General features: G+C 38.0%; 9 protein-coding genes and 1 pseudogene. 9 read left to right on the top strand and 1 reads right to left on the bottom strand.

Features of this window, described 5'->3' with window-relative positions; genetic code table 11:
- Positions 1 to 100 precede the first annotated feature (100 nt).
- From M0Q20_RS04950 to M0Q20_RS04910, 9 genes are all read left to right on the top strand, one after another.
- On the top strand, positions 101 to 1,204 hold the full coding sequence (locus M0Q20_RS04950) for a 6-bladed beta-propeller (protein WP_295059061.1): 1,104 nt from the start codon (positions 101 to 103) through the stop codon (positions 1,202 to 1,204).
- Between the two features lie 9 nt (positions 1,205 to 1,213).
- Positions 1,214 to 2,149, top strand: coding sequence for a peptidylprolyl isomerase (locus M0Q20_RS04945; RefSeq protein ID WP_295059060.1), 936 nt, complete (start codon positions 1,214 to 1,216; stop codon positions 2,147 to 2,149).
- 4 nt (positions 2,150 to 2,153) lie between these two features.
- Positions 2,154 to 3,932, top strand: coding sequence for a hypothetical protein (locus M0Q20_RS04940; protein ID WP_295059059.1), 1,779 nt, complete (start codon positions 2,154 to 2,156; stop codon positions 3,930 to 3,932).
- Between the two features lie 13 nt (positions 3,933 to 3,945).
- On the top strand, positions 3,946 to 4,956 hold the full coding sequence (locus M0Q20_RS04935) for a hypothetical protein (protein ID WP_295059058.1): 1,011 nt from the start codon (positions 3,946 to 3,948) through the stop codon (positions 4,954 to 4,956).
- Positions 4,953 to 7,031, top strand: a complete 2,079-nt coding sequence (locus M0Q20_RS04930) for a cytochrome c3 family protein (protein ID WP_295059057.1) — start codon at positions 4,953 to 4,955, stop codon at positions 7,029 to 7,031. Before M0Q20_RS04935 ends, M0Q20_RS04930 begins: the two co-directional genes overlap by 4 nt.
- Positions 7,032 to 7,040: 9 nt before the next feature.
- Complete coding sequence (locus M0Q20_RS04925; RefSeq protein ID WP_295059056.1) at positions 7,041 to 7,580, top strand: hypothetical protein; 540 nt, start codon at positions 7,041 to 7,043, stop codon at positions 7,578 to 7,580.
- A 94-nt stretch (positions 7,581 to 7,674) separates the two neighbouring features.
- Positions 7,675 to 10,830: a cytochrome c biogenesis protein CcsA gene (gene ccsA, locus M0Q20_RS04920; RefSeq protein WP_295059055.1), complete on the top strand. Its 3,156-nt coding sequence runs from the start codon at positions 7,675 to 7,677 to the stop codon at positions 10,828 to 10,830.
- Positions 10,831 to 10,844: 14 nt separating this feature from the next.
- A complete protein-coding gene (locus M0Q20_RS04915; protein ID WP_295059054.1) occupies positions 10,845 to 13,214 on the top strand; it encodes a fused MFS/spermidine synthase in 2,370 nt (789 codons plus the stop codon).
- 50 nt (positions 13,215 to 13,264) lie between these two features.
- Complete coding sequence (locus M0Q20_RS04910; protein WP_295059053.1) at positions 13,265 to 13,861, top strand: DUF4136 domain-containing protein; 597 nt, start codon at positions 13,265 to 13,267, stop codon at positions 13,859 to 13,861.
- A gap of 47 nt (positions 13,862 to 13,908) precedes the next feature.
- Here the strand turns inward: M0Q20_RS04910 and M0Q20_RS04905 are convergent.
- Positions 13,909 to 14,321 (bottom strand): annotated as a pseudogene (locus M0Q20_RS04905) (hypothetical protein); the annotation flags it as partial.

Here is a 14,321-nt window from a genome sequence, read left to right as displayed (position 1 = left end):
TTCAGTAGAGGAGGCTTTCCCCTCCCTGCTGTCTTCATTTTCCCATTATACTTTCTTTGTTATAATGTAGTATTGTTATATCAAAGTCGGAGTTCTTATCATGAAAATTATCTTTCTTTCAATCCAAGTTGTTGTAATGTTCTTTTTTCAAGCCTGTGCCACTAAAGAGGTTGAAGTAGAAAAAATTATAACGTTTCCTCAATATCCACAAACACCAAAGATACTATATCTTGCGACCTATAGAGGTGGCGCAAAAGAGGATAAAACAAGTGCATTAGATGCTTTTTTGGGTGAAAAAAAGAGCGAAAAAAAGGTCTCAAACATCATTAAACCATACGGTGTCGGTATTCAAGACGGCAAACTGTATGTTGCAGATACTGGTTCGGATGCAGTATTTGTAATAGATGAAGAGACAAGAGAGCTTATGTTTATAGGCAACGGCACAGTGGGCAGACTTGCTTCCCCTGTCGGAATTGCATTTGATAGAGATAAAAATCTATATGTAAGTGATTCACGCGAGAGGAAAATAAACCGCTATGATATAAACGGGCAGTTGAATTTGACTTTTGGAGATAGAATGGAGTTTGCAAATCCTACAGGAATTGCAATAGATAAAAAACAGCATAGACTCTATGTGGTAGATACAAAAGCGCATCAGTTTAAAGCTTATGATATCGCTACAAAAGAGCTTCTGTATAGTGTAGGTCAAAGAGGTACAAAAGATGCAGAGTTTAACTATCCTACAAACATTGCAGTAGATCAAAGAAACGGAAATATTGTAGTCGTAGATACGCAAAACTTTCGAGTACAGATTTTTGATAAAGATGGAAAATTTATAACTAAATTTGGAAATATCGGTAACAAACCGGGAACTTTTGCAAGACCAAAGGGTGTTGGAATTGATAGTGACGGCAACATTTATGTAGCCGATAGTGCATTTAATAATGTTCAGATATTTGATGAGAAGGGAAGTGCACTTCTTATGTTTTTTGGCGGTGGGGGTTACGGTCCAACTCAGTTTCGTCTAATTACCGGAGTATATATAGATGAGAATGATAAGATAATAATTGCTGATGGTTTTAGCGGAAGAGTACAGACATTTCAATATATCAGCGAGAAGTGGAAAGAGAAGAATCCTCAAAGATATAGTGAAATTACCGCTCCTCCGGAGCTAGAGTCGGATAGTCAAGCAGAAAAAAAATAGGGTGGGGTTTTGAATAAATTTTTTTTAATAGTCTTTTTAGGCACGTTTTTATACGCAGATAAGGTTCTTTTACCGGAATCCACAGTTGCAGTTGTAAACGGTACTGCTATTTCAGTAGATGAGAGAGATAAGGAGGTTGGAAAACTGCTTCCAAAGGCTTATTTTCACTCAACTATAAATGATGAAAAGCTTAAAGTTTTACAAGAAAAAGCACTTGATGCTCTGATTGAAAAAACACTTTTATATACTTATGCTGTTTCAAAAAATATAAAAACAAGCAAGAGCGAAGTAGATGAAGTTTTAACAAATCTCGCTGCAACTTACGGTTCTAAAGAAAAGCTAGAAGAAGCAATAAAGCAGCTTGGGTTTACAAAAGAGACCTTTAGAGAGGTTGTCAAAAAAGATGAAACTCTAAAAAAACTCTATAAAAAAGAGATAGAGTATGATATAAGCGAGAGAGAGCTAAAAGATTATTATGAAAAAAATAGCTACAAATTTAAAGAGCCTGAAAAGATAAGAGTTAGGCTGATACATGTGAGAAATAATCCCGAAGATCCAGAAGGTAGAAGCAAAGCAAAAAAGAGAGTCGAAGATGCGATGGCAGAGATAAAGAAGGGAACTCCCTTTGCAGATGTAGCGGCAAAGTACTCTACTGCTATGAGCCGTATTAAAGGGGGAGATATGGGATTTCTTCATAGAGGGAGGTTAGAAGCAGCGGTTGAAGAGGTTGCTTTTACTATGGAAATTGGGCAAATGAGTGAGATTATAGAGCAAGATATAGGTTTTTTCATAGTAAAAGTAGAAGATAAAGCCCTCTCAAATCAACTCTCTTTTGAGGAGATAAAGGATGGACTTAGAAAAGATTTAAAAACTAAAAAAGAGGATAAGAGAAAAGCAGAACTACTTGAGAGGTTAATGCAAAATTCGGTGATTGTGAAACAATAACGTGATGAAAAAAAAAACCCTATGCTGCCTCTGCCTTACTCTTGCAGTAGCCTCGAAGCTCTCAGCAAACGACTATCCGGATAAAGGTCTTTACGGAAGCTTAAATTATCTATATATCCAAGATGATTATACAAATAGTGGAAGAGAGAGTTCAAAAGAGAATTTTACACAAGAGTATAAAATGGGTTACAAAGGCAATATTTACAGTCCCCGCCTACTTGATTATTCACTAGAAGGAGTAATAAGGTTTGAGACAGAAGAACTTCAACGAGACGAAGAGACTTCAAAGCAGAAAACAGAGGGTAGAGATTATAAAGCTTACCTAAATTTTATCAAAGACACAAAGATGCCTTTTACCGTTTATGCAAATAAAACCCAAAGACCGGTAAACACGGTCTATAGTGCTTACTCAACGAACTACGATTATGAGACTAGTAGCGAGGGGATAACCGGTTCTTTGAATTTTGAGCCATATATGGTTACATATGGGGCTACAACAACAAAAACAGTCTCAGAGTTTAGTGATAGGCTGCAAGATTCTCAAACTACAACCTACAACAGCTCATTTCGCTATAACAAAAAAAATCACAACATTCAAGCAAACTACTCACACTCCATACTGAAAAATGATCAAAACTACATTAACGATGAAATAACAAGCATAAATCAGGTAAAAGATACATTTGTATTTTCTCATGACTGGAGAGCTTCTGATGGCTTAAGCATTGCTTCTACTGCATCTTATGAAAATGATGAATATTATGTAAGAGAGACTATGGATGCAGGTGTAAATATAGGTTATAGACCAAAAGATGCCGATTATGATACCTATCTATCACTTCTAGGAACTACAATGGAGTATGGAAATTCAACCGGAGGTGAGAAATATAACTTTGACTCGTTAAATGTTAACCAAGGGTTCAACTATAGAGTAACTCCGAGTATCACTATATCAGAGTCCGCTATGCTGTTTGTATATGATGATGCATCCTCAAGCGGCAGTAGCTCGTATGTTAATTTGGATGCTACGCATACCTACGCAACTACTATATTTACGGATGTTCCTTTTACTCTTGTAAGCAAGGTAGGCGTGCAAAAAAATGACTCTACTACAAAAAGCGCCTTTGATGCAAACTCAACCACTACAAAAATAAGCTCAGAGAGATATGACCTTCACCTAACCGCTAGAGCCAAAAAAATTTTCCCGACAATAAACTCAAACCTAAGTGTAGATAGCGGTTATTATCACTCTTTGTACTCTACTAAAAGAGAGGAGCAGAGATATAACTTTGGACTCTACTTTTTATCAAAAATTTTTAGTATCGTAAATAATAATATTACGGCAAGATATAGCCAGACAGATACTCTCTCAGAGCCATCTTTAACAGCATCAGGGGTAAGAAGCAGCTCTTCTACTACAAACATAATGGAGTCTTTGGATTTTCATTTTAGACTCGGGGTAAAAGGGCGTATAGGGTTTAAAGTCGGAGCAGAGTATATAAATACTAAAACCGACAATACCTCTGATAGCCGTGTTGACCCAAGAGCAGAGATGAATATGAACTATAGGCTTTTTAATAACTGGGCATTTGATGCTTCTGCAAGAATAAGTGAAGCATATAATACTCTTGAGCATTCAGGAAATGCAAATTTAACATTTAAAGCAGGAAAAACCACTTTTTTAATGGGATATCAGTATAATAATAGTGAGATAGAGAGTGTTTTAAACACGATAAAAAATGAGCGCTCAATTTTTAAAGTACAGTTGACGCGAACATTTTAAAGAAGGGAAAAAGATGAAAAATTTTTTATATGTGCTAGTTTTTGTAGTGCTCACAGAAGCTTCTTATGCAGCAGAAGGTGTAAAGCTAGTCTGGCCGCCGCCACCGGATGAGGCTAAGATAGAGTTTGTCTCTTCCATACACAACTCTAATGATTTAGGGATTAAAAAAAGTTTTTTCTCAAAGGCTTTTGATTTTCTGTTTGGAGAGGAGGAGAGAAGTCTCCAAGCTCCATTTGGTATTCACGCCCATGATGATAGAGTTTACACAACAGATATTGCTACAAGATCACTCTATGTGTTTGATAAAAAAAAGAACAAAATGATTACAATTAACAGCTCTAAAAAAGAGCAGTTTTTATACCCTATAGATGTTGTGACTGATGAGAGCGGAAATATTTATATCTCAGATTCAGTAAGGGCGAAAATATATATCTTTGATGAAGATGGAGATTACAAATACTCCATAGCGCCAAAAATGCTGCAAAGACCTGTTGGAATCGCAATAAGCAAAGATAAAAAACTCTATATCGTGGATGCGCTCTCAAGTCAGATACATGTGACTTCCCTAAAGGGTGATTATTTAGGCTCTATCGGCAAAAACGGCTCAGGTGACGGGGAGTTTAATAGACCTACATTTATAGATATCGGAAGTGACGGAAAGCTTTATGTGTCAGACTCTATGAATCACCGTGTGCAGATACTAAGTAGTGATGGAGAGTTTATAGACAAATTTGGACAGTTAGGGCAAGAGATAGGGAGTTTTGGTAGCCCTAGAGGAATATCGCTAGACTCTTACAATAATATCTATGTAAGCGATACGATGTTTAATAATATACAAATTTTTAATCAAAATAAAGAGCTGTTAATGGTGCTTGGTCATCATGGAAACAGAAGAGGCGAGTTTGCCCTAGCAGAAGATATCTCAATAACAAAAGATAATATGATATATGTAGCAGATACCAACAATAACCGTATTCAACTCTTTAAGCTTATTAACTCAGCACAGACAAGGAGTTCAAAATGAAATCTTTAACAACTGCTTTAGTAGTTTTTCTGTTTTTTTCCATCAGCGAGTCGGCAGCCTCGATAGTTAACACAAAGCATAACCTCTCGGTAACAAGCAGTGCCGGAAATATAAAAGCCACAAGTGAGACTGAGGTGTGTGTCTTTTGTCATATACCGCACTTCTCGCAATCTGTCGGAAAGCCGCTTTGGAACAGAAGTATGCCCACAACAGATTACATTATGTACGATAGCGATTATCTAAAACGTATGGGTTATCCTGCAATTGCCTCAGATCTTGGCTCAGCAAACGATACTCCCGGTGCACTCTCTCGACAATGTCTTAGCTGTCATGATGGAACAATTGCGGTAGGTGCAGTCTCCAAACTAAGACGTGATTATGACGGCTCATCGATAATAGATATGAGCGGTGATGCTCCGGATGGAACTATACCTGATACTGCAGTAGGATTTATAGGAACGGATCTCTCAAACCATCATCCGGTAGGAATTATTTACGACTCAACAGTAACTAAGGTATTTGGTGATGGCGGAGTTCGGACTATGGAGTTAAAAGCGACACCTGATGCTCCTATAAAACTTTATGAGTACGCAGGATATAGTGGGAAATATGTAGAGTGCTCCTCTTGTCATGACCCGCATAAAGACAATAGCAAATTTTTACATGTAGAGTCTGGGGCAAATCATGGGCAAAATTTTGTAAGCACTTGTACCTCCTGTCATGTAAAAACTGATTGGGTGGGGAGTGTACACCAAAACCCTCCATTGAATCCACTCTATACAGATCCGGAGGTAATAGCAAAATATGGAACCGGTGCTGTAGGAGAGCTTGGATGCGCAAATTGTCATGTGCCTCATAATGGAGAGGGAGTTGGATACCTAAACAGACAAGTTAATGAGCAGACATGTTTTCAAGGGGCTGCTTCTGATGAGAGTGGTGCTGCTTGCCACGGTGTCGGTGGAGCAAAAGATATTAAATCCATCCTCAGCAGAGCATATACACACCCTGTTTTAGCAGAGGACAATATCCCCGGAACTCAGCATACAAATCTTGATACGCTCTATGGAACAGGAAATCCTGATCCGCTTGCTATAAAAGGGATAGATTGGGGAACAAATAAGCATGCCGTATGTATGGATTGTCACAATCCGCATCAAGCACGTGCCGGTACGCATATAGTTGACGGTTCATGGTATGGACAGCCTGGAGCATCTACTAATCTTGTCTCAAATGTACTCAAAGGCGTTCCCGGTATTGAGCCGACTTGGCCACCGGAGTGGCAGCAACCAACTACATTTACAACTATGGAGAGTTCTGAGAAGGAGTACCAAATCTGCTTTAAGTGTCACTCTTATTGGGGTATGGGTGATGCAATAAACGGTATTAATACTAGTGGCTATGTCTCCCCTAGTGATGGGGTTACACCGCTCACGGATGTTGCATGGGAGATGAACATAAACAACAAATCTGGACATCCTGTTGTTATAAATCAACTTGCTCGAACAGGCTCATATGCCCCGCAGCAGCTAAGTGATGCCCAACTACTTACTCCTTGGAGAGAGAACCCTGGGCTAAACACCATGTACTGCTCTGATTGTCATGGAGCGGATAATGAACTCGGCGGTGACCCAAAAGGACCACATGGCTCAAACTTGAAGTATATTTTAAAAGGAGTAAATCAATATTGGCCAAAAAAACCAGATGGTGTTACTCTCTACACTATGGACGATATCGGCACTGCGGGAGATACTGGTAACATGTGTAAAAACTGTCATGATATAAGGCACCCTCACGACAAGTGGAGACAACAGATGTCTGGAAGAGGCTTTGCTTGTATTGAGTGTCATCTTACTATCCCGCATGGTTCGCCAATTTCAAGATTGATGGGATATGAAACATTTCCTGCGCCATATAATTACAACGGAAACAGTCTAAAAATGACGGGATGGAAAAAAGGTTTTTATGATCCAAATGATGTAGGTACTAGGACAAATGCATATGCTCCTACTTGTGGTGGTGGAGGTATGTGCCATAATTCAAATGCCGGTGGCTATGACCAGAACTTGATGCCATAGGTAAGTAAAATGAAGAAATTTTTATTAATAACACTTTTATTTGTGTCACTTGGTATGGCTAGCTCAAACGTAAATGATGACAAACGCATAAAAGATGCGCTTCTAAAATATAACTACGGAATCATCAAGATGACAAAGAGCGGTGATACAAAGCTTTTAAAAGATATGCTCACTCAAGAACTCTTCTTTAAGCTAATGGTTTGGGCAGACTCTTGGAAGTTTAGCAACCTTGCCATGGTTGCGCAAATAAATGATTTGAGGTTCTCTCCAATTGCTTACAATGAAGATAATGCCACCATAAGAACTTTGGAGAACTGGACATTTGGGTATGCTGATTTGGTAAATAGAGATTATGCGCTTGAACCCATGACAATATTTTACAAGATGAAATATACGCTGAAAAAACATCATGGAGAGTGGATTATAATTGCCGTAGAAAACCTTCAAGAGGAGGCTTTTACAGAGCCGGATATACATGACACATCTTTGCAAAAGAAAAAAGAGGTGCCAAAAGAGGATAATGAGCGAGGAAAAATAGAGACACATTAACCGTTATGTAGTAACTCTGTGATAGACTCTCAATTTTATAAAGTAGTATAAACTATTGTAATACTATACAAGATTTAAAACTTTAAGGAAAAGTATGACATTTATTAAACAAGTGTGGTCATTTTTAATCTCTATGAAACTAATGGCTGTTTTAATTCTGTTGTTTGGAGCCGCAAGCGGCGTAGGAACGTTTATAGAGAATGATTATGGCGTAAATGCATCTTGGGCTGTTGTTTATGCGAGCAGATGGTTTGAGGTAATTCAGATACTGCTTGGAATAAGCATCTTGGGAAATATTTTTAAATATAAAATGATTCAGAAAAAGAAGATCCCTGTTCTTATATTTCACTTAGGCTTTATAGTTATTTTGTTAGGTGCGGGCATAACGCGTTACTGGGGTTATGAGGGTGTTATGAGTATCCGTGAAGGTACGACTGAACACCGTATGCTATCATCTGATGCATTTTTGCAGATAGAGGCAAAAAAAGGCTCCAAAGAGTTTGCAAAACATAAAGTAGTCTATGTCTCTGAGCTTGGAGGAAGAAGTTTTAGTGAGAGTTTGGATATTGATGATAAAGAGCTTAAGGTAGCTTACAAAGGCTTTATAGCAAAAGCCATAAAAACTGTCGTTGAAGATCCAAATGGAGAGCCTATTGCAGGACTTGTTGTAATGGCGCCTCAAGGACCTGAGAAGTACTTTATAAGCAGCAAAGAGTCCTTTGATGTCGGTCCGCTTGCAGTCTTTTTTGATAAAGATGTCAATGTAAATAAACCTGCTATTCGCCTTATGAGTGATGACGATAAAATATCTTTTGTATCTAATGTTGATATTGGCTGGACAAAGATGGCTGATCAATCTCAAGGGATTTATGAAGCAGGAGTGAAATATCCATTTAATGCCGGAGAACTCTTTAATATCAGAGGCGTTCAGATGGTTGCAAAAGAGGTCTATGAGAGAGGTAGAGTTAAGGTTGTTGATGCAGATGAGTACTATAAAACTGCAAAACAAGATCTAAATATGGATAAAAACCCGCTATCTGCACTTGTGGTAGATGTTACTTACAATGGAGAAACACGCGAAGTTGCTATGATGGGCAGAGGGAAGCGTTATCAAGGTTTTACAGAGTTGCTGCGCATGGATGATATAGAGCTTTCACTAGAGTGGGGCGCAAAGATTTTAGAGCTTCCGTTTGCGCTTAAGCTAAATAAGTTTGTGATGTTAAAGTACCCAGGCTCAATGAGCCCATCCTCATATGAGAGCTATATTACTCTCTTAGATCATGAAAACAATGTTAGAGAGGATCATAAGATTTTTATGAATAATGTACTTGACTATGGTGGATTTTTGTTCTTTCAATCATCTTACGACAAAGATGAGAAGGGAACTGTGTTATCCGTAAATCATGACCCGGGAAAATGGCCTACTTACTTAGGTTATCTGATGTTGGGAATAGGGATGTTTTTAAACCTCTTAAATCCAAACAGCTACTTTGGAAAACTTGCTCGAATGAAGTATGAGTATAAGGCAAGCATAGTAGCTGTTGCAGTTGTATTAGGCTCTTTGTTTGGGGCACAACCTATGCTGGCTTCTACATCAGTAGAAAATATTAAACAGATAGATAAGGGTCATGCAAAAGTGTTTGGAACTCTGCTTGTTCAGAGTCGTGACGGAAGAATTAAGCCTGTTGATACAATGAGTATGGAGTATCTAAATAAAATTACCGGAAAAAGTAGTATGTTTGGACTGAGTCATAATCAGATAATTTTGGGTATGGCGTCAAATCCTGAAGCTTGGAAGCAGGTGGAGATGATTAAAATCTTCCACCCGCAACTCAAAAAAGATTTAGGGATTCAAGAGTCAAAAAGCAGTTTTGCATACAATATGGCTTTTGATAGATCGGGCAACTACATTATAGGCCCATTGGCAGAAGAGGCTCTTAGAAAGCGCCCGGGGGAGAGAGGCACTTACGAAAAAGAGATTATTAAAGTAGATGAGAGAGTAAATGTTGCTTACATGGTCTACTCAGGGCGTTTTATGACCGTTTTTCCTTTAGAAGGAGATCGGAGTAACAAGTGGTACTACCCACAAGAGGCACTAGAGACTTTCCCTAATAAAGCTGCAAATGAAGTGCTAACTCTTTTAAGAAATAACTCATTAGGGCTCTCAAAAGGGTTGCAAACCGGTGATTGGAGTGATGCAGATAGAGCAATAGATGAGATAAAGGCTTATCAGGCTAAGATAAATCCGGATATAGTAGCAGATGACATGCTTATAAAAGCAGAGTTGTTGTACAACAAACTAAAACTCTTTGAGAGACTATACCCTGTTTATCTATTCTCCGGTCTTCTTTTGCTTGTGTTAATTTTTATACGATTAGCAAAGCCTGCCTTAGACTTAAAAAGAGTTGTAAGTGCAATACTTATTATCTTTGCAGTTGCATTTGTCATTCATACGTTTAACCTTGGACTTAGATGGTATATAGCAGGCCATGCGCCATGGAGTAACGGATATGAGGCGATGCTCTATATCTCTTGGAGTATAATTTTAGCCGGACTTTTATTTGCACGCTCATCAGAACTTGCAGTTGCAACTACCGGTCTTTTCTCTGGGATAACACTCTTTGTTGCACACTTAAGCTGGCTTGATCCTCAGATTACTACTTTAGCACCGGTACTTAAATCATACTGGCTTACAATACATGTATCTGTAATTACGGCTAGCTATGGTTTCCTTGGGCTTAGTACACTGCTTGGTTTTATATCGTTGATATTTTATATCATGCTGGGCAATGAGAGTAGACGTGAACAGATTAGCGTTAACATAATGGAATCAGCTAGAATAAGCCAGATGTCAATGATTGTAGGGCTTTGTCTTCTTACAATCGGAAACTTTATTGGAGGAGTTTGGGCAAATGAGTCATGGGGAAGATACTGGGGATGGGACCCTAAAGAGACATGGACTATCGTTACGATAGCTGTTTATGTTTTTGCTACACACTTGCGTTTTATCCCGGCTCTTAAGTCAAACTTTTTATATAACGTAGTCTCCGTTATAGCATATGCATCAGTTATTATGACTTACTTTGGAGTGAACTATTATCTCTCAGGTATGCACTCTTATGCGACTGGAGATCCTGTTCCGATTCCTGAGTGGGTCTATTATGCTATCTCTATAATAACATTGGTAATTATTGTAGCATCGTTTAATCGCAATAAGTTGGTAAAAGTAAAACCGATATCTAAAAAGTAAACATCACCAAGCAGATGTACAAAGAGCAAAGCAGTAAGTTTTTCTTAAAATGGATAGTTTCGTTTTTTTTACTGCTCTCCGGAGCGACGGCTTTAATTTATCAAGTTCTTTGGAGCCGACTTCTTTCGCTTAGTATCGGCTCGACTTCGGTCTCCATAAGTATAATTTTAGCAGTTTTTTTTCTTGGACTAGGAGTCGGTAGTTACTTTGCGGGTGCGCTTATTGAAAAATTTAAAAATGCTCTTAAGATATATATAGTAGTTGAGATATTAATCGCACTAAGTGCGCTTGCTTTACTGCCTACTCTTTTAAACCTCGACTATTTTATATTACTCCTTCCTATTATTAAGGCGGGAGTATGGTTTAAATTTCTAATTGTAACGCTACTTCTTTTTGTTCCGACATTTTTTATAGGTACGACATTTCCTCTGCTTATGGCGGTTGCAATTAGACATAGAAGCGAGTTAGGCGAGAGGCTTGCACATTTTTATGCTTTTAATACTATAGGTGCCGTTATTGGCGCGCTTGGCTCCGGTATCTACCTTATCCCCTATTTTGGTCTTGACGGTACTCTCTATATTGCCGCTTTTGTTAATTTTTTTATCGCTTTTATGGGGATTTTGTTTTATAGGCAGATTGCTATACCTCACAGTGTCAACCCCTCTTCTTTAGAAACCCTGCAAGATAGAGTCAAGCCAAACAACAAGGCTCTTGTTGTGCTTTTTGCAACAGGCTTTGCCGCTATTGCAACAGAAGTGGGTTGGATGAAGTTTTTAATTATATATACCGGAAGTACGATATATGGTTTCTCTTTTATTTTAGCTATGTTTTTAACCGGTTTGGGTATAGGCTCATTTGTTGCTAAATTACCAATTTTTTCAAAGATAAATGTAGAGAAGACGCTATTTTTCGGTCTGATTTTACTTGCCCTCTCTCTTATGAGTGCTCGAGTTGGGTTAGGGGTTTTTCCTGAACTTTATGAGCAGTTAAACACTCTTGATGTGACTCCATTTATTTATAGATGGAGTAAATATCTGGTAATGTTTTTGATTCTTCTGCCGGCAACCGCAATACTTGGTGCGATTTTCCCTATCGCCCTTAAGTACTACTCAAATGATATAAACAGAGTTTATGATTATGTAGGCAGAGCATATGCGGTTAATATAGCCGCAGGAGTAATTGGCTCGGTTGTAGCAGGATTTTGGATTATTCCACACTACTCAACTGATTTTTTATTGACGGCTGTTTCTATATTTGTTCTTCTATCATCTCTTATTTTCATAAAAAGCCTAAAGGGCAAAAGGGTCGTATTGTTGTGGAGCGGGTTTGGTTGGCTTATTCTGCTTATAAGTTTTTATGGAGCACAAATAGATTATAAAAAGATGATAAATATAGTACTTCAAAGAGATTTTGCGGCTCACTCAAGTAACCTTAAGCCAACGATTCACTACATTAAAGAGGGTCAAACAGGAATAATTGGACTACATAGCTATGCAAATACTCCATGTATCTCGGTACTCTCAAACAATGGAATGAATGAGTCATGGATTGATACATGTAACCCTAACAACATGGTCTTAAGCGAATTTTTATTAGCAAAGATAGCATTGATGTTAAATCCAAGTGCAAAAGATGCGTTTATTTTAGGTTATGGAGGGGCAACTACTGTTAGAAGTATGAGTATGAGCAGACTAGAGAGTATTGATGTCGTAGAGCTAGATTTGGCAGTGTTAGATGCAGTAAGAACTCTTTATAGCGGTAGATTGCCTACAGATGATGACAGCAGAGTAAACATAAAGATAAACGATGCGCGAAACAGTTTGCTTGTATCTGATAAACTATATGATATTATTGTATCACAGCCTTCTCATCCTTGGCTTATAGGAGCATCAAATATAATGAACAAGGATTTTTTTGAGATAACAAAATCAAGACTCTCAAAAGGAGGAGTTAATGGGCAGTGGGTGCCGCTGTTTAAGATAGATATAGCAACTCTAAAAGGCATCATTAAGGCTTATACAAGCACGTTTGAACATGTAGTTAGTTTTGTTAATGTCTCAACAAGAGATTTTTTAATGTTTGGCTCAAATGAGCCGATAGTTATTAGTTATAAGGCGGTAAAACAGCAGATGCAAAATCCTTTGACAAGAGCCGTGCTAGATGAAAACGGCATACATGAGCCTGAAGATATTTTGGAGTTTTTTGCACTCTCTAGAGAAGAACTTGTCTCAATCTCAGCAAATGCAGAGATGGCAACGGATAAAAATCTACTCTCTGAGACATTTTTGTCTAGATATAAAAAGAGAGAGGATAACAGTTTTGATACAGTTGGATTTTTAAGAAAACATTTTTCACATAATGTAAAATCTTATTTAAGAGAGTAAATTTTTAGTAAAAATTGTTTTAATTAACATAATAAAGGAGGAGATAAAATATGAAAAATTTGTTAATGGCAGTTGTTATTGCTATTTTTACAGCGGGGTGTTCCACACTTGAGGTACAGGTTGATTATGACCCGGAGTATAAATTCTCAAGCCTCTCTACATTTAGTGTCGTCTATACAAACAGAAATGATACGAGAGATTTTGACAGAGATCGCATCAGTAGGCTAGTGGATGCTTATATGCAGGATAAAGGGTATATTAAATCCCAGAAGAGTCAAGCCGAGTTTTACATTACAATGCATCTTGATGTGCAAAAGAGGAGTCAGATAGAGACTAATTATGAGACTATAGGAATTAAACCTATGCCATATGTATATTATGGAGCAGGTCCGGCAGGGGCTTATCCAAGAGGTTACTACCCTTCAGGAATGGTTGCTACGGAGCCTGATGTTAGGGTAACTACTAGAACTAACGAGTATGAAGAGGGCAGACTTGTACTAGAGGTTTTTGATGTTAAAGAGAACAGAGTTGTCTGGCGGGGTATTGCAATGGATGAACTCTCAAAAGAGTATACTCAAGAGCAGAAAAACGACTATTTAAAAAGAGTTATCTCTGAGCTTTTTAAAGACTTTCCGGTAAAGGAGTAGAAGCTAAATTGGGCTATCTTAAAAAGATAGCCTAATCTATATCTCTGTTATAAGGAGGTAAACTTAGCCTCCTCTATAAGAACAGAGAAGTTGTAACCGTAACCTAAATCAACATTTGTTTTAACTACTCCGTTTGTAGTAACAGTATCTCCTACTTGCACGGTAGAGTTTACCGCTGTTGCGATTATATCGTTTGTTCCGGCACTTCCGGAGCCGTCTTGAAGATGAATCCAATCTTTACCCATAATATTTTTAGAAACTTTTACTACTTGAGCATTTATCTTTACGTTTTTATCTTTAAGAGCATCTTTTTTTGCGTATAGCTCTTCTATGGTGTATCCATCTCTATTTTTTGCTACAGAGATAGTAGTTGTGTCAGATTCTGCTTGCGTTGCTGTAGCCTCTTTTGAGTGGTTATAATTTGCATGCGCATCCTCTAAGGTTGATGAGTTAGTAGATG

Origin of the sequence: Sulfurimonas sp., from assembly GCF_023229025.1 — a bacterium.
Lineage (GTDB): Bacteria > Campylobacterota > Campylobacteria > Campylobacterales > Sulfurimonadaceae > Sulfurimonas.
The sequence above is the reverse complement of the archived record's forward strand: the minus strand, read 5'-3'. Positions and strand labels throughout refer to the sequence as shown.